This window comes from Thermus sp. CCB_US3_UF1 (genome assembly GCF_000236585.1).
GTDB lineage: Bacteria > Deinococcota > Deinococci > Deinococcales > Thermaceae > Thermus.
Genome location: NC_017278.1, coordinates 2188640 through 2205700 on the forward strand (window position 1 = coordinate 2188640; position 17061 = coordinate 2205700).

The window sequence follows — 17061 nt, forward strand, 5'->3', positions numbered from 1 at the left end:
AGGAGCCCGTAGAATGGGCCCGGTATGACGCCAAGACACCTTATCCTGGGCCTACAGCACACGGTGGCCATGTTCGGGGCCACGGTGCTGGTCCCTCTCCTCACGGGCTTGAACCCCGCGGTGGCCCTCTTCACCGCCGGGCTTGGCACCCTGGTCTTCCACCTGGTCACGGGGCGGGTGGTGCCCGTGTTCCTGGGCTCCAGCTTTGCCTTCATCGCCCCCATCCTGGCCGCCAAGGAGGCGGGCTTCTCCCTAGCCGCGGTGGGGGGCGGGATCGCGGCGGCGGGGCTGGTCTACGCCCTCTTCGCCCTCCTGGTGCGCCTCATCGGCTCGGAAAGGGTGCGCTGGGTCTTTCCCCCCGTGGTCACCGGCCCGGTCATCGTGGTCATCGGGCTTACCCTGGCCCCGGTGGCGGTGCAGATGGCCAGCAAGGACTGGCTCCTGGCCAGCTTCACCTTCCTGAGCGCCGTGGTGAGCGCCGTCTTCTTCCGGGGGCTTTTCCAGATGATCCCCGTCCTCCTGGGGGTGGGGGCGGGCTACCTCCTGGCCCTGGCCCTGGGCCGGGTGGACCTGAAGCCCTTGGCCGAAGCCCCCTGGTGGGGCCTGCCCGCCTTCACCCCGGCCACGCTGGAGTGGGGGGCCATCCTCCTCATCGCCCCAGTGGCCTTCGTCACGGTGATGGAGCACATCGGGGACATCCTTACCAACGGCCGGGTGGTGGGCAAGGACTTCTTCCAGAAGCCTGGCCTCCACCGCACCCTCCTGGGGGATGGCCTGGCCACCAGCCTGGCCGGGCTTCTGGGGGGCCCGGCCAACACCACTTACTCCGAGAACACCGGGGTCCTGGCGGTGACCAAGGTGTACGACCCCCTGGTGCTCCGCATCGCCGCAGTTTTCGCCATCCTGCTCTCCTTCTCCCCCAAGCTGGCGGCCCTTTTGCAAACCCTGCCCCAGGGGGTCTTGGGGGGGGTTTCCATGCTCCTTTTCGGCATGATCGCCTCCATCGGCATCCGCACCCTGGCCGAGGCGGAGATCGATTTCACCCATAGCCGGAACCTCATCGTGGTGTCCGCCATCCTGGTCCTGGGCCTGGGCGGGGCGGTGGCCCAGCTGGGCACCCTCCAGGTGGCAGGGGCCAGCGTACCCCTCAAGGTGAGCGGCATGGCCCTGGCGGCCCTGGTGGGGGTGGTCCTGAACCTTCTCCTGCCCCGGCAGCTAGAGCCCAAGGAGCTGGCTATGGAGGAGGAGCGCCTCCCCTAGCCTTCCCGGTAGAGGCGGCTTCCCTTGTAGTAGTCCTCCAGGAGGACCTTCAGGAAGGCCGCAGCCGGCACCCCCAAAAGGGCCCCCCATAGGCCCATGAGGCTTGCCCCCACCAGGATGGCGGCGATGGCCGTCACCGGGTGGAGCCGGGTGGCCCGGCCCACGATGAGGGGGCCCAGGAGGTTGCCTTCGATCTGGTTGGCCAGCCAGAGGACGAGGAGGGCCAGAACGACCTTCAGCCACCCCCCCGTGGCCGCCAGGAGGAGGGCCGGCACCCCGGAGACGATCACCCCCACGAAGGGGATGAGGTTGAAGACCCCGGCCAGGAAGCCCAGGCTGGCCGCCAGGGGCACCCCCACCAGGGAAAGCCCCACCCCCACCAGAAGGCCCACCAGAAAGGCCACCAGGAGCTGGCCCCGCACGTACCCGCCCACGCTCCGGTCCAGCTTGGCCGCCAGCTCGGCCACCAGGGGCTGGTAGGGCTCGGGGAAGAGCAAAAGGGCGGCCCGCCCCAGGCGGGGAAGATCGTAGAGGAAGTAGATGGAAAGGGTAAGGGCGGTGAGGAGCTGGAAGACCCCGCCCAGCAAGGAGGTGAAAAAGCCCAGGAGGTTCCCTCCCTGGGCCAGAAGGCCCTGGAACCAGCGCAGCAGGGTGTCCAAAAAACCCTGCAAGAGGCTTTGCAGGTTGCGGCTGGCCTCGGCCAGGACGGGCTCTAGGCCCTCGGGGATGGGCACAGCCTGCACCCGGTCGGGAAGGGCCAGGAGCCAGGCCACCAGGGGGTCCAGGAGGCGGGGAAGCTCCCGGGCCAGCTGGGAGAGCTCCCGCACCGTCTGGGCGGTGAGGAAGGAGGCCAGCCCCAGGAAAAGCCCCAGGAAGAGGTAAACGAGGCCCACCCCTAAGGCCCGGGGTAGCCTTCGCCTTTCCAGGAAGCGCACCACGGGGTGGGCCAGGTAGGCGAAGGCGAAGGCGGTGAGGAGGACGGAAAGGGCTGGCCAGGCCCGCTGGAGGAGGCGGTAGAGGAGGAAGAGGAGGAGGAGGTAGACGGCCACCCGCAGGTAGGGGTTCTCCCAAACCCGGGCGAAGGCCTCGCGCATGGGGCTATTCTAAGCGGAAGAAGGCCTTGGCCTGGCGGAGGACTTCCTCTGGGGGAAGCCCCTGGAAGAGGAAGCGGCCCCGGTCGGGCTCCCCCTCCCAGACCTCAAAGAGGAGGCGGGGGGCACCCCCTTGGAGGCCGGTGTTCCCCAGGTAGCCCAAGGGGTCCCCCCGGTGGACCCGCTGCCCCACCCTTAGGCCCCGGTAGGGGGCCTGGAGGTGGGCGTAGACCGTGGTGCGGCCATCGGGGTGGCGGAGCCAGACCTCGAGGCCCCGCAAGGCATCCATATCCTCCGGGCCCGCCCCTTGCCGCACCCGCTCCAAGAGGGCCCGGTAGGCCTCCGGGGTGGGTTCTTGGTAGTCCGCCTCCACCCGCACCACCTCCCCGGCCATGGCCGCCACCACCCCCATCCCCTGGACCACGGGGACGCAGGCATCCCCTTGCTGGAAGACGAAGCCGGCGCTCACCCCCTTGCGGTAGGGGCGGGGGGCGTTGGGAAGGTGCTCGGGACGGGTGGGCAGGCAGGCCCCAGGGAGGGGCAGGAGGTAGCCCTCCGGGACCTTCTGGGCCTTCTGGGCTAGGGCCGCCACCTCCTGGCGCAAGGCCCAAAGCTGCCGCCCCCGGGAGGCGAAGCCCAGGGTGACCACCAGGGCGTAAAGGCCCAGGGCCAGAAGCAGGTAATGCCCCGGCTTCCAGACCATGGGCCCATGCTACAAAAAGCCCCCCGGTCTGGGGGGCCCAGGGGAGCCAAGGAAGCCTAGAGGAGCTTCAGGAGGCGCTCCTTGATCTCCTTGGCGCTCAGGCCTTCCAGCTTCAGGCCCTTGGCCCTTTCCAGGAGCTCGTACACCTTGGGGATGTGGCTGGTGGCCACCCGGAAGGTGATCTCCTGGCCCGCCACCCGCACCCGCACCTTCTGCAGGTTGGGGTACTGGCGGCGCTTGGAGATGCCGGTGGTCTTCCGCCCCACACCCCCTTCCCGCTTGGCCTTACCCCGCCTTTGGATGCTGTTGGCCACGATGGGCCGCTTCCCGCTGATCTCGCACACCTTGGACATCGCACCCTCCCGTGCCCGAAGGCAAACCCTATGGAGTATAGCACAAGGGGGAGCATCCGGTAGACTCTTGGGGATGCCCGTGGTGCTCGTTCCCCTGCTTTTGGCCCTGGACCAGATCCTCAAGCTCTGGGCCCTGGAAAACCTCTCCCCGGTGCCTAGGCCCCTGGTGGAGGGCCTCCTCTACCTGACCCTGGTGCGGAACACCGGGGCGGGGTTTGGGCTCTTAGGGGGTCAGGCCTTCCTCTTGGGCTGGCTCAGCCTCCTGGTGGGGACGGTCCTCCTCTACCTCCTGGCCCAGAAGCGCTACCCCACCGGCAAGGCCTTGGCCCTCTCCCTTCTGGCGGCGGGCGCCCTGGGCAACGGGATCGACCGCCTGGGACGGGGCTGGGTGGTGGACTACCTGGACCTGGGCACCTCCATCCCCCTCATCGCCCACTTCCCCGTCTTCAACCTGGCGGACGTGTGCGTGACCCTGGGGGCTGCCCTCCTCCTCCTTGCCCCCCGGGGAAGGCGGTACTAAGCCCTAGACCTGGGCGCGGCTCAGGGCCTCGGCGAAGCGCTCCAGGGCCTTTTGCAGCTGGGCCTCGCTGGTGGCGTAGGAGAGGCGTACGTGCCCGTAGGCGGCGAAATCCGTGCCCGGGACCACCGCCACCCCCGCCTCCAGGAGGCGCTCGGCGGCCCGGATCTCGTCCGGGGCGAAGGGGGAGGTGTCCAGGAGGACGTAGAAGGCCCCGCTGGGGCGGACGGCCTTGAGCCCCAAGGAGGCCAAACCGGAAAGGAGGAGGTCCCGCCGCCTGCGGTAGGCCTCCCGGGCCATGGCGATGAAGGCCTGGCTGGACTCCCGGTTGGTGAGGGCCTCGAGGGTGGCCCACTGGGCGATGGTGTCCGGGCTGGTGGTGGACTGGCTGGAAACGTTGGCCATGGCCTGGATGACCGCCTTGGGCCCGCAGGCGTAGCCGATGCGCCAGCCGGTCATGGCGAAGGCCTTGGCGGCCCCGTTCACGGTGATGGTGTGCTCCGGGGCCAAGGTGCCCGGGGAGAAGTGTTCCCCCTCGTAGATCAGGTGCTCGTAGATCTCGTCGGAGACCAGGTAGAAATCGTGCTCCAGGGCCAGCCGGGCCAGGGCCTCCAGAACCTCCTTGGGGTAGACGGCCCCCGTGGGGTTGTTGGGGGAGTTGACCACCAGGGCCTTGGTGCGGGGGGTGATGGCCCTTTGCACCCGCTCGGGATCGGGGATGAAACCCTCCTCGGGACGGGTTTCCACCTCCACCGGCACCCCGCCGGCAAAGCGCACCATCTCCGGGTAGCTCACCCAGTAGGGGGCCAGGACGATGACCTCGTCCCCAGGGTCCAGGATGGCCTGGAAAAGGTTGAACAGGGCCTGCTTCCCCCCCACGGTGACCAGGGTTTCCTCGGGCTTCACCCCTAGGCCGTTTTCCCGGCGGAACTTCTCCGCCAAGGCCTCGCGGAGCTCGGGGATGCCCGCAGGGGGGGCGTACTTGGTCTTCCCCGCCAGGAGGGCCCGCCGGGCCGCCTCCTTCACGTGCTCCGGGGTGTCAAAGTCCGGCTCCCCGGCGGTAAGGGCCACCAGGTCCACCCCCTGGCGCCGGAGCTCCAGGGCGCGGGCGTTCACCGCCACCGTGGCCGAGGGCTTCATGGCCTGGACCCGTTGGGAAAGGCCGCGCATGGCATAAGTATACGGGAAGGGCGAGAACGGGCACCGGGCAGGGGAGCGGTCCCCGGCTACGAAGCCCCTGCGGGGCGCAAGAGGGGCTCCGCCCCCCGGGCCGCAGCCCGGCCCCCCACCACCTTGAGGCCCAGGGGCCGCACCTCCGCCCGGTACAGGGCCGCCTCGGGGAGGAGTTCCCCGTCGGCGTGGGCCGGCACGGGGTGGGGAAAGGCCACCTTCACCTCCCGCCCGGCGTAGGCCACCACCTGGGGGTGGGAGAGGTGCCGGCCCAGGAGGAGGCGGGGCAGGATGAGGACCACCCCGGGCCGGGTGAAGGCGCGGGCCAGGACCACGGAGAGGAGGCCGTCCCGGGGATCGGCCATGGGGGCGATGGGGATGCCCCCCCCGTAGGCGGGCCCGTTCATGGCCGCCAGGAGGAGGAGGGGCCCCCGGTGGACCTCCTCCCCGTCCACCCACACCCGCCCCTCGGGGAGGCGCAGGTCCTTGAGGACGCCGAAGAGGGCGTAAAGGTAGCGGGGCATGCCCCGCAGGAAAGGGGGGGCGGCGAAGGCCTTCTTGGCCACCAGGGCATCAAAGCCAACGCCCAAGGAGGCCCCGAAGGGCTCCCCGTTCACCAGGCCCAGGTCAATGGCCTCCTCCGGGGCGAGGAGGGCCCGTTCCAGGGCCTCCGGCCAGGGAAGCCCCCTAAGGCCCAGCATGCGGGCGAAATCGTTGCCGCTGCCGATGGGCACCACCCCCAGGACCTTGTCCGTGCCCGCCAGGCCCTTTAGGACCTCGTGCACCGTGCCGTCCCCGCCCACGGCCACCACCCGGGCCCCCTCGGGGGCGCTTTGGGCCAGCTCCGTGGCGTGGCCTGGGCCCTCGGTGAGGAAGGCCCGGGCCCCCTTCTTCCGCGCCGCCTGGAGGATGGCCCCCGAGAGCCGGCCCACCTTGCCGCGGCCCGCCGCCGGGTTCACGATCACCCACCTTTCCACCCCCGTATTCTAGGGGCATGGGCCTCCTGGGCCACTTCCTCAAGGGGCCCCACCCCAAGACCACCCTCCTCCTCACCCGCGCCGGACCGGTGGAAAACCCCGGGCACCGCCTCTACAGCCACCCGGGCCTACCCCTGGCCGAGGAGGGCCGGCAACGCCTTAGGGCCCTGGCGGGCCTCCTCAGGCGCTACCCGGTGGCGGCGGTCTACGCCCCGGACAGCCTGGCCGAGGCCGAGGGGGGAAGGCTTCTGGCCGGGGCCCTGGGGGTCCCCTTGCGGCTACGCCCGGAGCTGCGGGAAAGGTCCTGGGGGCTTTGGGAGGGGCTTTCCTTCGCCGAGGTGGAGGCCCGGTTTCCCCAGGAGGTGGCGGCCTGGGTGGCGGACGAGGCGGGCTTTGCCCCTCCGGGGGGGGAGAGCGTGCGGGAGGCCTGGGCAAGGGGAAAGGAGGCGGTGCAGTCCCTCCTTAAGGCCCACCTGGGGCAGGCGGTCCTGGTGGTGGGGAACTGCACCCTGAACCGGGCCGCCCTCAGCCTGGCCCTGCCCCTACCCCCCGAGGAGGGCCTAAGGCTGGAACAGGACTACGCCCGGCTCACGGTGCTGGACTTCTACGGGGGAGAAGGGGTGGTGAAGGCCCTGAACCTGGACCCTTGTCCCTAGCGGCGGGCGGGGCTTCCGGCGTACACTTAGGGCATGATCCGGCCCGTGGCCCGCAAGGACCTTCCGGGGCTTCTCAAGCTCCTCCGCCACATGGACGAGAGCCCCGCCCGCGGGGTCCTGGCCCCGGAGGCCCGGGACCTGGAAGGCCTGGCCGAGGAGCTGGAGGACGGGCTGGTCCTCCTGCGCGAGGGGGAGGTGGTGGGGTACGTGGGCCTCTACCCCTTCTGGGACGGGGCCGCCCTGGAAGGCCCCCTGGCCTACCAGGCGGAGGACCTGCCCCACCTCCTTCTGGCGGCGGAGGCCCGGGGGAAGGAGCTCTCGGTGGAAAGGCTTTACGCCTTCCCCCGGGAGGAGAACCGCACCCTGCGCCGGGCCCTCGAGGCCGCCGACTTTGGCCTCCTCCACCTCACCTACTTCTTCGTCAAGAACCCGGAGGGCCTGGACTACCCGCCCCCCGAGGGGGTGGTGGTCCGGAAGGGCTTCCCCGGAGCCCAGGTCTACCGGGAGGTCTACCGGGAAAGCGAGGAGGGCTGGGCCCTCCGCCTCAAGTGGACGGACGAGGAACTGCTGGAACACTTCCAGGACCCCCAGGTCCACCTCCTGGTGGCCTACCGGGGGGAGGTCCCCGTGGGCATGGCCGAGGTGGAGCTGGAAGGGGGGGAGGCCAGCGTGGCCTACATCGGGGTCATCCCCGAGGCCCGGGGCAAGGGCATTGGCCGGGCCCTCCTGGCCGAGGCCGCCCGCCTGGCCAAGGCCAAGGGGGCCCACCTCCTCCGGGTGCGGGCCCACGACCACGAGACCGGGGCCCTGGAACTCTACCGCGCCCTGGGCTTCAGCCTGGAGGAGGCGGTGGCCACCTACGCCAAGGAGCTCACGGCCAGGCGGTAGGTCTCCGCGTGGGCGGCCACGGTGAGGGCGGGGTCGCGGTTGTACCCTCCCCCCATGACCACCACCAGGGGCACCCCCAGGGCCTTCACGAAGCGGTAAACCCGCAGGTCCCGCGCCCTTACCCCCTCTGGGGAAAGGGCCAGGCGGCCAAACCGGTCCCCCCGGAGGACGTCCACCCCGGCGTTGTAGAAGACGAGCTCTGGCCGGAAGGCCTGGGCCACCTCCAGGGCTTCCTCGAGGGCCCGCAGGTAGGCCCCATCCTCGGTGCCGTCGGGGAGGCCCACGTCTAGGTCGCTCCGCTCCTTTTTCAGAGGATAGTTCCGCTCCCCGTGCAGGGAGAGGGTGAAGACCGTGGGGTCTTCCCCGAAGAAGACCGCGGTGCCGTTGCCCTGGTGGGCGTCCAGGTCCAGGACCAAGGCCCGGCCCCCAAACCCCCTCTTGGCCCGCAGCCAGGCCAGGGCCACGGCCACGTCGTTGAAGAGGCTGTACCCCTCGGCCCGGTCGGGGAAGGCGTGGTGGGTACCCCCGGAGAGGTTGAGGCCAAGGCCCGTGTCCAGGGCGTCCTCCGCCGCGGCCAGGGTGCCGCCGGCGGCGTGGAGGGCCCGCCGCAGGAGGGCCGGGTGGAAGGGAAGGCCCAGGCGCAAGGACTCCTCCCGGGTGAGGCCCTGGGTGAAAAGCCGCTCCAGGTAAGCCCCCTGGTGGGCCAGGTAGAGGGCCTCCCGGGGCACCTCGGGGGCGGGCAGGATGGGCAGGAGGCCCCGGAGGGCCTCCGCCACCCCCCGGTACTTGTAAAGGGGAAAGGGGTGGCCCGGGGGCAGGTCCAGGGGGAGGTGGGCGGTGGAATAGGCCCGCACGCTTCCATCATGCCCCCTTTCTGCCACAATGGAGGTGGGCTTGCGCTTCCTTCTCCTTTCCGACCAGGTCCACCCCCATGTCCACTCCCCCCGCTTCCCCCAGAACCTGCCCCCCTTTGACCTGGTCCTGGCCGCGGGGGACCTGCCGGGGGAGTACCTGGAGTACGTGGCCAGCAAGGTGGCGGTGCCCGTGCTCTTCGTGCCCGGGAACCACGGGGAGGAGTGGGTCGGGGAAGGAAACCTGAGGCAACGCCCAGGAGGGGCGGTCAACCTCCACGGAAGGCTCTTCCGCCACGGCCCCCTCCTCTTCTACGGCATCGGCGGGGTGCCCCGGTACCGGGAAGGGGAGGGGCAGCTCTCCCCGGGGGAGCTCTACCGCCTGGTCCTCAAGCCCCTGCCCCTCCTCCCCCGCAGGCTCCTCCGGGGCCACGGGGTGGACGTCCTCCTCACCCACGCCCCGCCCCCCGGGCCCACCGCGGGGGAGGACTTCGCCCACCGGGGTAGCCCGGCCTTCCTCCTCTTCCACCGCCTCTTCCGCCCCCGGCTCCACGTCCACGGCCACACCCCCCTCCTGGGGGCCAACCCCACCCGGAGGTACCGCACCCCCTTGGGGGTGGAGGTGGTGCACGCCCAGGGCTACGCCCTGGTCCACCTCTAGCGCACCTGCCGGTAGGCCTCGTAGGCCGCCACCCCCACGGCCACCGCCAGGTTCAGGGAGCGCACCGGCCCCGGCATGGGGATGCGCAGGCTGGGGAAGCGGAGGAGGATCTCTGGGGGAAGGCCCCGGGTTTCGGGGCCGAAGAGGAGGTAGTCCCCTGGCCGGAAGGAGGCCTCGTAAAGCTCCTTTGTACCCCGGGCGCTGAAGGCCCAGACCCGGGCCCCAGGGGGGAGGGCTTCCAGGAAAGCCTCCCAGGTATCCCAGACCCTGAGGTCCACGTGGGGCCAGTAGTCCAGGCCGGCCCGCTTGAGCCTGGGGTCCCCCAGGCGGAAGCCCAAGGGGCGGATGAGGTGCAGGGGAAAGCCGATGGCGGCGGCTGTGCGGGCGATGTTGCCCGCGTTTTGGGGGATTTCCGGCTGGTAAAGGACCAGGTGGAGCATCAGCCCCGCCTCCGGTACCGGGTGGCCGCCCCCCGGCCCACCCGCTCCACCCGCCCCTCGAGGATCAGCCGGTTCAGGAGGGCCAGGGCGGCCCGGGGGGTAAAGCCCAAAAGCCCTTCCACCTCGCGGCGGCGCAGGGGCCGTTCCATGGCGGCAAGAAGGCGCTCAGCCAAGGGGTCGCGCCGGGCCAGGTGGTACCGCCCCCCTTCCCGGCGGAGAAGGCCCATGCGCTCCATGCGGGCCAGCACCCGGCGGGCGGCCTCCTCGGGCAGCTGCAGGGCCCGGGAGAGCTCCTCGAGGGAGGCCTCCCCCACCCGCCGGAGGTGGGCCACGGCGATGAGGTGGTCCAGGCTGAAGGCCCCGAAGCGCTCCTGGACCTCGGCCAGTTCCCGCACAAAGGCCTCGTCCAGCTCGGGGTTGTAGAGGACCAGGGTGAGGGCTTCGGGAAAGAGGCGGTACTCCGGGGGCTCCTTGCCGTACTTGAGGAGGAGGCGGTACATCTTGTCCACCCCGCTCCCCGCCCGCTCCACATACCCCAGGCGGTAGAGGGCCTCGGCCAGCCGGGGGTTGCGCCGCTTGGGGGGATGGCGGAGGACGTTTTCTGGGGTGATCCCGGGAGGGAAGCCCCCGGGGTTGGACACCTCCAGGCGGTCGCGGTAGTGGTGGACCTGGATGGCGTCCTGGCTGGCCCAGTCCCGGTGCACCAAGGCGTTCAGGAGGGCCTCCCGGTAGACCTCCTGGTCAAAGTCCCAGACCTCGAGGCGGAAAAGCCCCACCGTGAGGTAGCGCACCCGGTTCCGGGCCTGGATGAGGTCCCTAAGCCTCTCCAAAAGGGCAGGGATGGGCCGCAGGAGGTCCTCGCGGAAGGCATACCCCTCCTCGGCCTCGTGGAAGTAGTAGCTCACCTCCGCCTGGGGCAGAAGCCGCCGCAAGGCCAAGGGGGTGCCCGCCAGGAGGAGGCCGGCCACCGTGGGCCTTTCCTCCCCCTCCACCCGCTGCAAAAGCCCCAGGGCAAAGAGGAGCTCCAGGTCGGGCAAGGCGGCAAGGCCGCTTCCCCGCTCCTCCAGGATGCGCCTTAGGCGCAGCACCTCCACGGGGTCCAGGTCGGAGAGGCTGGCCGCGGGCAGGACCTGGGCGGTGAAGTCGGGCTCGGGCCGGGCCTGGGCCACCTTGAGCTCGGTCAGGCGCCGCCCATCCCAAAAGGGCACCCGCCCCGCCCCCACGGCGATGGCCGCGGGGCTTTGCGGCACGTAGAGGGCCAGGACCCTTCCCTCAGGCCCCTCCACCGCCTCCACATAGGGCAGGAGGAGCCCCTGGGTGAGCTGGAAGAGGGCGTGGGTGATCTGCAAGGGGTGGATCTCCGCTGCCCCTAGCACCCGCCCCCCGGGGTCCACCCCCAGGAAGAGGGTGCCCCCCTGGTGGTTGGCCAGGCCGGCGGCGTAGCGGGCCAGCTCCTCAGGGGAAAGGTCGGGGGGCAGGAAGAGGGTGCGCTCGTCCTGCCCCTGGGCCAGGCGTTCTTTCAGCTCCTCCCACGTCACGGGGTCCAGTTTACGCAACCCCGGGGAAGGGGGGCACCAAAGGGCCTCGTGCGTTTTGTAAGTGTTTAGTTGCGCATTTTGCCAGCTTATGCCTGACGATTTGCCGTAAATGCGGGCGTTTTTGTGAAAGTGTACCGATAGCTATGGCATAGTGTTAGGGAAAATATTGACATTTCGCCTCATCCCCTCTACCCTGGGCCCTAAGGGGGTGGGTATGCGGAACCTGAAAACCCTAAAAGGCGTTGCGGCGGTAGGGCTTTCTGGGCTGGCCCTGGCGGGGGAGGTGAACGGGGCGGCCACGGCCTGGGTGCTGGTCTCCACGGCCCTGGTCTTCCTCATGACCCCAGCCTTGGCCTTCTTCTACGGGGGGCTGGTGCGCTCCAAAAACGCCTTGAACACCATGATGATGAGCTTCGCCGCCCTGGGCTTCGTGGGGGTGGGTTGGGCCCTTTTGGGCTACAGCCTGGCTTTCGCCGAGGGGACGCCCTGGCTTGGGGGGCTGGGGCACGCCCTTCTCAAGGGGGTGGGCCTCGAGGCCAAGGGGGAGATCCCCCACCTGCTCTTCATGGCCTTCCAGGGCACCTTCGCCATCATCACCGCCGCCCTCCTCACCGGGGCCCTGGTGGAACGCATGCGCTTTCCCGCCCTCCTCCTCTTCCTGAGCCTCTGGGGGCTTCTGGTCTACGCCCCCATCGCCCACTGGGTCTGGGGCGGGGGGTTCTTGGGGGCCCTGGGGGCCTTGGACTTCGCCGGGGGAACGGTGGTGCACATCAACGCCGGCATCGCCGCCCTGGTGGGGGCCCTGGTCCTGGGGGCCAGGAAGGACTATGGCCGCCAGGCCATCCTGCCCCATAACGTCCCCTTCACCCTCCTGGGGGCGGCCCTCCTCTGGCTGGGCTGGTTCGGCTTCAACGGGGGGAGCGCCCTAAGCAGCGGGGGGCTTGCCGCCTTGGCCTTCGTGAACACCCTCCTGGCCCCTGCGGCCACCCTGGTGGTCTGGGCCCTCCTGGACCTCCTGCGCACCGGCAAGGCCACGGCGGTGGGCCTGGCCACGGCCATCATCGTGGGCCTGGTGGCCATCACCCCGGCGGCGGGCTTCGTCTCCCCCCTCTCCGCCCTGGTCCTGGGGGCAGTAAGCGCCTTCCCCAGCTACTTCTTCCTCCTGTGGCGCCCCAGGACCAAGCTGGACGATTCCCTGGACGTCTTCGGGGCCCACGGCCTGGCGGGGATCACCGGGGCCCTCCTCACCGGGGTCCTGGCCGAGGAGGCCTGGGGTGGGGCCAAGGGCCTCCTCTTCGGCAACCCCGGCCAGCTTGGGGTGCAGGCCCTGGCGGTGGCGGTGGCGGTGGTTTACTCCGCCTTGGGCACCTTCCTCCTCCTGAAGCTCACCGGCCTCTTCACCCCCTTGCGGGCCCATCCCAAGGAGGAGGGGCTGGGCCTGGACGTGAGCCAGCACGGGGAGGAGGCCTACGCCAGCGGGGAGGGGGCCATCCTGGTCCTCTCCGAGGCCACCCCCCCCGCCTTCAAGCCCCTGGGAGGTAAGGCATGAAGCTCATCGTGGCCATCATCCGTCCGGAGAAGCTGGGGGATGTGCTGGAGGCCCTCTTCCGGGCCGAGGTGCGGGGGCTTTCCATCAGCCGGGTCCAGGGCCACGGGGGGGAGACGGAGAAGGTGGAAACCTACCGGGGCACCACGGTGAAGATGGAGCTCCACGAGAAGGTGCGGCTGGAGATCGGGGTTTCCGAGCCCTTCGTCAAGCCCACGGTGGAGGCCATCCTCAAGGCGGCCCGCACCGGGGAGGTGGGGGACGGGAAGGTCTTCGTCCTGCCGGTGGAGAAGGTCTACCGCATCCGCACCGGGGAGGAGGACGAGGCCGCGGTGACCCCGGTACAATAGGGGTGTGACGGCGCGGCAGCGGGCCCTCCTCCACCTGCTGGTGGAAGAGCACATCAAGACCAAGGCCCCGGTGCCCTCGGCCAGGCTGGCCGAGGGCCTGGGGCTTTCCCCCGCCCTGTGCCGTTACGAGCTCATCGCCCTGGAGGAGATGGGCTACCTCACCAAGCCCCACGCCTCCGCGGGCCGGGTGCCCACCCGGTTGGGCTTCCGCCAGTACTCCCTCTCCCTCCTCCCCCCCAGGCCCCTGCCCGAGGCCACCCGGGAGCGGCTGGAGCGGGCCTTGGAGGGAGCCAAGGAGCCCGAGGCCTTCCTGGTCAAGATGGCCGTGGGGCTTTCCGGCTACCCCGCCCTCCTGCGCCTTAGGCCCCGCCGCTCCCCCAGGGTCCTCCAGGTCCACCTCTCCCCCCTCCCCGGGGGTACCCTGGCGGTCTTCGTCCTCGAGGGGGGCCGGGTCAAGGAGGCCCGGCTCCCCCTGGCCCTCCCCCCAGAACGCCTAAGGCAGGCCGAGGAAGCCCTTTTGGGCCCCTTTGCCGCCCTGCCCCCGGCCCCACGGGGCCTGGAGGAGCTCTTCGCCCACCTGGGCCGGGCCCTGGCCCCCGGGCTTTCCCTCACCTACCGCGAGGGGCTTTCCGAGGCCCTGAAGGAGCCCGAGGCCAAGGACCCCGCCTTTTTGGAGCGCCTGGTGGGCCTCTACGAGGCCGGGGGGGAGGAGGTCCTCACCCCTCCGGGCCGGGTGGACGTGCGGGTGGGGGAGGTGGAGGGGCTGGCCCAGGTGCAGGCGGGGTTCACCAAGGGGGAGTGGCTGGGGGAGATCGTCCTCCTAGGGCCCATGCGCATGCGCTACCTCGAGGCCCTCTCCGTGGCCCTGGGGCTTTCCCAGGTCTATACTGGGCAGCATGCGGGTTGAGGTGCGGCTCTTTGCCCTGTACCGGGAGAAGGCGGGCCAGGACCGCCTCCTCCTGGAACTCCCCGAAGGGGCCCGGGTCCGGGAGGCCCAGGCCGCTTTGGAAAGGCTCTTCCCTGGCCTGGAGCTCCGAGGGGGTATGGCCGCGGTGAACCAGGCCCTGGCCACGGGGGAAACCCCCCTGAAGGAAGGGGACGAGCTGGCCTTCCTGCCCCCGGTTTCCGGGGGCCAGGACAGCTATGGCCTCACCGAAAACCCCCTGGACCTAAAGGCCCTGGTGGGCTGGGCCACCGCCCCCGAGTACGGGGCGGTGGTGAGCTTCCTGGGCACCACCCGGAGCCCTAACCGGGGGGAGGAGGTGGCCTTCTTGGAGTACGAGGCCTACCCGGGGATGGCGGAGAAGGTCATGGCCCAGATCATCGGCGAGATGCGGGCCCGCTGGCCCTTGGGACGGGTGGCCCTCTGGCACCGCCTGGGCCGGGTGGACCCCGGGGAGGCCTCCATCGCCATCGTGGTCTCGGCCCGGCACCGCAAGGAGGCCTTCGCCGCCTGCGAGTACGCCATCGACCGGGTCAAGCAGATCCTCCCGGTGTGGAAGAAGGAGCACCGGCAGGACGGAAGCTTCTGGGTGGAGGGCTTTACCCCGGAGGGGCACACCCTTTGACCCCCTTCGCCGCCGGCCTCCTCCTCCTGGCCCTGTGGGCCCTGCCCCTCTTGTTGGGCCTCCTCTCCGGGCGGGCCTACCGCCTGGGCCGGGGGCGGGTGGCCCTGGGCCTCCTCCTCTTTGGGGCTTTCCTGGGCCTTCTGGTAAGGCCAAGACCCGTGGGGCTCCTCCTCCTCCTCCTGGGCCTTGGCCTGGGGTACGGGCGGCTCCGGTAAGGCCTATAATGGGGGGATGGCCGAGGGGCTCGGCCACAGGACGATGAAGCCCATCCTGGAACTCCTCCCCGAGGAACTGCCCGGCGAAGGCTTCCGCAAGGCCCAGATCGCCCACTGGCTCTACGCCCGGGGGGCCTTGGACTTCGCCGAGATGACCGACCTGCCCAGGGCCCTAAGGGAGGCCCTGGCCAGGGAGTGGCGCATCTCCGAGTTCGCCCTGGCGGAAGCCTACCCCAGCCAGGACGGCAGCGTGAAGTACCTCTTCACCCTCCTGGACGGGAAGAAGACCGAGGCCGTCTACATGCCCTACGAGAACCGCAAAACGGTCTGCCTCTCCAGCATGGTGGGCTGTCCGGCGGGGTGCACCTTCTGCGCCACCGGGGCCTTGGGCTTTGGCCGCAACCTCACCGCCGCCGAGATCCTCTCCCAGCTCCTGGCCATCGCCCACCACCAGGGGATCTCCCCCCGGGAGATCCGCAACGCGGTGCTGATGGGCATGGGGGAGCCCCTCCTCAACCTCACCCAGGTCCTTAAGGCCGTGCGCCTCATGCTCCACCCCAAGGGCCTGGCCATGAGCCCTAGGCGGATCACCCTCTCCACGGTGGGCATCCCCCGGGGGATTTACCGGCTTGCGGAGGAGGACCTGGGGGTGCGCCTGGCCCTCTCCCTGCACGCCCCCGACGACGAGACCAGGCGGCGCATCATCCCCACCGCCCACCGCTACCCCATGGCGGAGATCCTCGAGGCCGTCCGCCACTACTACGCCAAGACCAAGCGCCGCATAACCTTTGAGTACACCCTCCTCCAAGGGGTGAACGACCACCCCTGGCAGGCCCGGCTCCTGGCCAGGCTCCTCCAGGGGATCAGCGCCCACGTGAACCTCATCCCCTTCAACCCCTGGGAGGGGGCCCCGGTGAAGGGGACCCCCAGGGCGGGGATCCTGGCCTTCGCCCAGGAACTCCGGCGCCTGGGGGTGCCCACCTCCATCCGCTGGAGCCGGGGGCGGGACGTGGGGGCGGCCTGCGGCCAGCTGGCCCTGAAGGCCCCCCTGGCCCTGGACTTCAGGCCATCTCTAGAAGACGCCGGGCGATGACCAGCTTGAGGATCTCGCTGGTCCCCTCGCCGATCCGGGTCAGGCGGGCATCCCGCCAGTAGCGCTCCACGGGGTAGTCCTTCACGTAGCCGTACCCGCCCAGGACCTGGATGGCCTCGTCGCAGGCCTTGACCGCCGCCTCGCTGGCGAAGAGCTTGGCCTGGGCGGCCTCCAGGGTGTAGGGCCGGCCCGCGTCCCTTAGGGCCGCGGCCTTGAGGTAGAGGAGCCGGGCGGCCTCCAGCTCCGTGGCCGCCTCGGCCAGCTTGAAGGAAACCCCCTGGTACTCGGCGATGGGCCGGCCAAAGGCCTCCCGCCCCTTGGCGTAGCCCAGGGCGAAGTCCAAGGCGGCCCGCCCCAGGCCCACGGCCATGGCGGCGATGCCGATCCGCCCCCCGTCCAGCACCCGGAGCACGTCGTAAAACCCCTTCCCCCGCTCCCCCAAAAGGGCCTCCTCGGGGAGGAAGAGGTCTTCCAGGAGGAGCTGGGCGGTATCGGAGGCCGAAAGCCCCAGCTTCTCCTCCTTGCGCCCCACCCTCAGGCCCCGCTCCGGGCGGAAGAAGGCGAAGGCGGAGATGCCCATGTGCTTCCGCTCCGGGCTTGGGGCCGGGTCGGTGCGGGCCACGATCACGTAGACCCCGGCCACGCTCCCCTGGGTGATGAACTGCTTGCTGCCGTTAAGGGCCCACCCTCCGGCCACCTTTTCCGCCCTGGTCCTCAGCGCGGCGGCGTCCGAGCCGGAGCCGGGCTCGGTGAGGCCCCAGGCCCCCAGGGCCTCCCCTGAGGCCAGCTTGGGCAAGAAGGCCTCTTTTTGGGCCTCGTTCCCCGCGAGAAGGATATGCCCGGTGGCCAGGGAGTTGTGGCTGGCCACGGTGAGGGCCAGGGCCCCGTCCACGTAGGCGATCTCCTCCACCATGCGGGCGAAGAGCCGGGTGGAAAGCCCCGCCCCCCCGTAGGCCTCGGGCACCGTGGCCCCGAAAACGCCGAACTCGGCCAGCTTGCGCACCAGTTCCCAGGGAAAGTTCCCGGTCCGGTCCCGCTCCCCTGCCCCTGGGGCCACCTCGGCCTTCAGGAACTCCCGCAATGGCCCCAAGACCTGCCGCTCCTCCCTGCTCTCCTCAAACCACAGCTCCATGATGGGGTCAGTATAACACTTTCCTTCCGATACGCAAAAATGCGTTAGGCCA

Annotated in this window: 20 protein-coding genes; 11 read left to right on the forward strand and 9 right to left on the reverse strand. The window is 70.5% G+C overall.

Annotation, left to right across the window (positions count from 1 at the left end):
* Positions 1-24: 24 nt before the first annotated feature.
* Positions 25-1260: a uracil-xanthine permease family protein gene (locus tag TCCBUS3UF1_RS11030; RefSeq protein WP_014516585.1), complete on the forward strand. Its 1236-nt coding sequence runs from the start codon at positions 25-27 to the stop codon at positions 1258-1260.
* Here TCCBUS3UF1_RS11030 and TCCBUS3UF1_RS11035 read toward each other — a convergent pair.
* The 3 genes from TCCBUS3UF1_RS11035 to rpmB are packed head-to-tail and all read right to left on the reverse strand — an operon-like array spanning position 1257 to position 3407.
* Entirely contained in the window at positions 1257-2354 is a 1098-nt protein-coding gene (locus TCCBUS3UF1_RS11035) for an AI-2E family transporter (RefSeq protein ID WP_014516586.1), read from the reverse strand. The two genes, TCCBUS3UF1_RS11030 and TCCBUS3UF1_RS11035, sit on opposite strands and share 4 nt — an antisense overlap.
* Before the next feature lie 4 nt (positions 2355-2358).
* Entirely contained in the window at positions 2359-3054 is a 696-nt protein-coding gene (locus TCCBUS3UF1_RS11040; RefSeq protein ID WP_014516587.1) for a M23 family metallopeptidase, read from the reverse strand.
* A 56-nt stretch (positions 3055-3110) separates the two neighbouring features.
* Positions 3111-3407 carry a 50S ribosomal protein L28 gene (gene rpmB, locus TCCBUS3UF1_RS11045; protein ID WP_014516588.1) on the reverse strand — a complete coding sequence of 99 codons (297 nt, stop codon included), beginning with the start codon at positions 3405-3407 and terminating at the stop codon, positions 3111-3113.
* A 73-nt stretch (positions 3408-3480) separates the two neighbouring features.
* Between rpmB and lspA the strand changes: the two genes are divergently transcribed.
* The gene (gene lspA / locus TCCBUS3UF1_RS11050) at positions 3481-3927 is read left to right on the forward strand and encodes a signal peptidase II (protein WP_041433902.1); all 447 of its coding nucleotides are present in this window, start codon (positions 3481-3483) and stop codon (positions 3925-3927) included.
* A 3-nt stretch (positions 3928-3930) separates the two neighbouring features.
* On the opposite strand, the gene aspC is transcribed toward lspA, so the two are convergent.
* Together aspC and TCCBUS3UF1_RS11060 are read right to left on the reverse strand one after the other, a co-directional pair.
* Positions 3931-5094 (reverse strand): aspartate/prephenate aminotransferase, encoded by a 1164-nt coding sequence (gene aspC, locus TCCBUS3UF1_RS11055; RefSeq protein WP_014516590.1) that lies wholly within the window; start codon positions 5092-5094, stop codon positions 3931-3933.
* Positions 5095-5150: 56 nt separating this feature from the next.
* Entirely contained in the window at positions 5151-6071 is a 921-nt protein-coding gene (locus TCCBUS3UF1_RS11060; RefSeq protein WP_014516591.1) for a diacylglycerol kinase family protein, read from the reverse strand.
* A 17-nt stretch (positions 6072-6088) separates the two neighbouring features.
* On the opposite strand from TCCBUS3UF1_RS11060, the gene TCCBUS3UF1_RS11065 reads away from it, so the two are divergent.
* Both TCCBUS3UF1_RS11065 and TCCBUS3UF1_RS11070 read left to right on the forward strand, forming a co-directional pair.
* Positions 6089-6727 (forward strand): histidine phosphatase family protein, encoded by a 639-nt coding sequence (locus TCCBUS3UF1_RS11065; protein ID WP_014516592.1) that lies wholly within the window; start codon positions 6089-6091, stop codon positions 6725-6727.
* A gap of 33 nt (positions 6728-6760) precedes the next feature.
* Positions 6761-7615, forward strand: coding sequence for a GNAT family N-acetyltransferase (locus TCCBUS3UF1_RS11070; protein WP_014516593.1), 855 nt, complete (start codon positions 6761-6763; stop codon positions 7613-7615).
* Here TCCBUS3UF1_RS11070 and TCCBUS3UF1_RS11075 read toward each other — a convergent pair.
* Positions 7585-8469 (reverse strand): histone deacetylase, encoded by an 885-nt coding sequence (locus TCCBUS3UF1_RS11075; protein WP_014516594.1) that lies wholly within the window; start codon positions 8467-8469, stop codon positions 7585-7587. The two genes, TCCBUS3UF1_RS11070 and TCCBUS3UF1_RS11075, sit on opposite strands and share 31 nt — an antisense overlap.
* Positions 8470-8497: 28 nt before the next feature.
* Here TCCBUS3UF1_RS11075 and TCCBUS3UF1_RS11080 point away from each other — a divergent pair, with 28 nt between their 5' ends.
* Positions 8498-9127, forward strand: a complete 630-nt coding sequence (locus TCCBUS3UF1_RS11080; RefSeq protein WP_014516595.1) for a metallophosphoesterase — start codon at positions 8498-8500, stop codon at positions 9125-9127.
* Here the strand turns inward: TCCBUS3UF1_RS11080 and TCCBUS3UF1_RS11085 are convergent.
* Both TCCBUS3UF1_RS11085 and TCCBUS3UF1_RS11090 read right to left on the reverse strand, forming a co-directional pair.
* Complete coding sequence (locus TCCBUS3UF1_RS11085) at positions 9124-9567, reverse strand: tRNA (cytidine(34)-2'-O)-methyltransferase (protein ID WP_014516596.1); 444 nt, start codon at positions 9565-9567, stop codon at positions 9124-9126. The two genes, TCCBUS3UF1_RS11080 and TCCBUS3UF1_RS11085, sit on opposite strands and share 4 nt — an antisense overlap.
* A complete protein-coding gene (locus TCCBUS3UF1_RS11090) occupies positions 9567-11105 on the reverse strand; it encodes an ATP-binding protein (protein ID WP_014516597.1) in 1539 nt (512 codons plus the stop codon). Before TCCBUS3UF1_RS11090 ends, TCCBUS3UF1_RS11085 begins: the two co-directional genes overlap by 1 nt.
* Positions 11106-11319: 214 nt before the next feature.
* On the opposite strand from TCCBUS3UF1_RS11090, the gene TCCBUS3UF1_RS11095 reads away from it, so the two are divergent.
* From TCCBUS3UF1_RS11095 to rlmN, 6 genes are read left to right on the forward strand one after another with little or no spacing between them, the layout of a single operon-like run.
* Positions 11320-12654: an ammonium transporter gene (locus TCCBUS3UF1_RS11095; protein ID WP_014516598.1), complete on the forward strand. Its 1335-nt coding sequence runs from the start codon at positions 11320-11322 to the stop codon at positions 12652-12654.
* On the forward strand, positions 12651-13001 hold the full coding sequence (locus tag TCCBUS3UF1_RS11100) for a P-II family nitrogen regulator (RefSeq protein WP_014516599.1): 351 nt from the start codon (positions 12651-12653) through the stop codon (positions 12999-13001). Before TCCBUS3UF1_RS11095 ends, TCCBUS3UF1_RS11100 begins: the two co-directional genes overlap by 4 nt.
* A gap of 4 nt (positions 13002-13005) precedes the next feature.
* Positions 13006-13908 carry an HrcA family transcriptional regulator gene (locus TCCBUS3UF1_RS11105; protein WP_014516600.1) on the forward strand — a complete coding sequence of 301 codons (903 nt, stop codon included), beginning with the start codon at positions 13006-13008 and terminating at the stop codon, positions 13906-13908.
* Complete coding sequence (locus TCCBUS3UF1_RS11110) at positions 13898-14569, forward strand: molybdenum cofactor biosynthesis protein MoaE (protein WP_041433903.1); 672 nt, start codon at positions 13898-13900, stop codon at positions 14567-14569. The genes TCCBUS3UF1_RS11105 and TCCBUS3UF1_RS11110 overlap by 11 nt, the downstream gene beginning before the upstream one ends.
* A complete protein-coding gene (locus TCCBUS3UF1_RS11115; RefSeq protein ID WP_014516602.1) occupies positions 14566-14784 on the forward strand; it encodes a hypothetical protein in 219 nt (72 codons plus the stop codon). Before TCCBUS3UF1_RS11110 ends, TCCBUS3UF1_RS11115 begins: the two co-directional genes overlap by 4 nt.
* Positions 14785-14827: 43 nt before the next feature.
* Positions 14828-15877 carry a 23S rRNA (adenine(2503)-C(2))-methyltransferase RlmN gene (gene rlmN, locus TCCBUS3UF1_RS11120; protein WP_155983331.1) on the forward strand — a complete coding sequence of 350 codons (1050 nt, stop codon included), beginning with the start codon at positions 14828-14830 and terminating at the stop codon, positions 15875-15877.
* Here the strand turns inward: rlmN and TCCBUS3UF1_RS11125 are convergent.
* Complete coding sequence (locus tag TCCBUS3UF1_RS11125) at positions 15846-17009, reverse strand: acyl-CoA dehydrogenase family protein (RefSeq protein WP_014516604.1); 1164 nt, start codon at positions 17007-17009, stop codon at positions 15846-15848. The genes rlmN and TCCBUS3UF1_RS11125 overlap by 32 nt on opposite strands.
* Positions 17010-17061 lie beyond the last annotated feature (52 nt).

What these genes read in the sequence shown, in the direction of transcription:
- TCCBUS3UF1_RS11070 (WP_014516593.1), top strand. Translation starts at nt 6,761, where the DNA reads ATGATCCGGCCCGTGGCCCGCAAGGACCTTCCGGGGCTTCTCAAGCTC.
- TCCBUS3UF1_RS11110 (WP_041433903.1), top strand. Translation starts at nt 13,898, where the DNA reads ATGCGGGTTGAGGTGCGGCTCTTTGCCCTGTACCGGGAGAAGGCGGGC.
- rpmB (WP_014516588.1), bottom strand. Translation starts at nt 3,407, where the DNA reads ATGTCCAAGGTGTGCGAGATCAGCGGGAAGCGGCCCATCGTGGCCAAC.
- TCCBUS3UF1_RS11035 (WP_014516586.1), bottom strand. Translation starts at nt 2,354, where the DNA reads ATGCGCGAGGCCTTCGCCCGGGTTTGGGAGAACCCCTACCTGCGGGTG.
- TCCBUS3UF1_RS11095 (WP_014516598.1), top strand. Translation starts at nt 11,320, where the DNA reads ATGCGGAACCTGAAAACCCTAAAAGGCGTTGCGGCGGTAGGGCTTTCT.
- TCCBUS3UF1_RS11085 (WP_014516596.1), bottom strand. Translation starts at nt 9,567, where the DNA reads ATGCTCCACCTGGTCCTTTACCAGCCGGAAATCCCCCAAAACGCGGGC.
- TCCBUS3UF1_RS11040 (WP_014516587.1), bottom strand. Translation starts at nt 3,054, where the DNA reads ATGGTCTGGAAGCCGGGGCATTACCTGCTTCTGGCCCTGGGCCTTTAC.
- aspC (WP_014516590.1), bottom strand. Translation starts at nt 5,094, where the DNA reads ATGCGCGGCCTTTCCCAACGGGTCCAGGCCATGAAGCCCTCGGCCACG.
- TCCBUS3UF1_RS11065 (WP_014516592.1), top strand. Translation starts at nt 6,089, where the DNA reads ATGGGCCTCCTGGGCCACTTCCTCAAGGGGCCCCACCCCAAGACCACC.
- lspA (WP_041433902.1), top strand. Translation starts at nt 3,481, where the DNA reads ATGCCCGTGGTGCTCGTTCCCCTGCTTTTGGCCCTGGACCAGATCCTC.
- TCCBUS3UF1_RS11100 (WP_014516599.1), top strand. Translation starts at nt 12,651, where the DNA reads ATGAAGCTCATCGTGGCCATCATCCGTCCGGAGAAGCTGGGGGATGTG.
- TCCBUS3UF1_RS11080 (WP_014516595.1), top strand. Translation starts at nt 8,498, where the DNA reads ATGGAGGTGGGCTTGCGCTTCCTTCTCCTTTCCGACCAGGTCCACCCC.
- TCCBUS3UF1_RS11125 (WP_014516604.1), bottom strand. Translation starts at nt 17,009, where the DNA reads ATGGAGCTGTGGTTTGAGGAGAGCAGGGAGGAGCGGCAGGTCTTGGGG.
- rlmN (WP_155983331.1), top strand. Translation starts at nt 14,828, where the DNA reads ATGAAGCCCATCCTGGAACTCCTCCCCGAGGAACTGCCCGGCGAAGGC.
- TCCBUS3UF1_RS11030 (WP_014516585.1), top strand. Translation starts at nt 25, where the DNA reads ATGACGCCAAGACACCTTATCCTGGGCCTACAGCACACGGTGGCCATG.